This is a genomic window from Oleiphilus sp. HI0125, from assembly GCF_001635355.1.
The window spans coordinates 1-823 of record NZ_LWGF01001250.1; the positions used below are offsets into that span (position 1 = coordinate 1).

Genomic DNA, 823 nt, shown 5'->3' on the forward strand with positions numbered 1-823 from the left:
TTCTAATGGTAGGGACATATTCAATGGTAAGCTCTTGTGATTGTTTAAGGTTGCTGTCTTATTCTAGGAATACCGAGGTCAGAGTAATATTACTCTGACCCCAACATGACATCGTGTCTCACATACAAACGAAGATCAGACCATTGACCTTGCAATGATTAGCTTCATGATTTCATTCGTGCCTGCGTATATCTTTTGAACGCGCGCATCAGCATAAGCACGTGCAACCGGATATTCCCACATGTAGCCGTAACCGCCATGCAGTTGCAAACATTCATCTATCACATCACATTGAATTTCAGTGGTTAGATATTTAATCTTCGCCGCTGTCACTACATCCAACTTACCTTCAAGGTGAAGTTCCAAGCATTTATCTACAAAAACACGCACCATAGTGAGCGTTGAGGACATTTCAGCGAGTTTGAATTGAGTGTTCTGGAACGCCGAAATTGGTTTGCCGAAAGCTTTACGCTCTTTAACGTAAGCAAGCGTTTGTTTGAAGATTGACTCAGCATTAGCAATAGCATTCAAACCGACTGACAAACGCTCTTGTGGCAACTCTTGCATCAAGTAAATAAAGCCCATACCTTCAGCACCAAGTAAGTTTTCTTTCGGCACTTTTACATCTTGGAAGAATAACTCAGAAGTATCCTGAGCTTTCATACCAATCTTTTCTAAGTTCGTGCCTTTAGAAAATCCTGCTGAATCCGCATCAACTAGTAATAAGCTGGTGCCTTTTGCGCCGCCGTCTGGGTCAGTCTTCGCAACAACGATGTAAAGGTCTGCCAACTGGCCGTTAGTAATAAAGGTCTTCGATCCATTC

General features: G+C 42.4%; 1 protein-coding gene. It reads right to left on the reverse strand.

The window, feature by feature from the left end:
- Positions 1 to 135 precede the first annotated feature (135 nt).
- On the reverse strand, positions 136 to 823 hold a 688-nt coding region (locus A3762_RS21765), incomplete at its 5' end, for an acyl-CoA dehydrogenase family protein (RefSeq protein ID WP_197469485.1).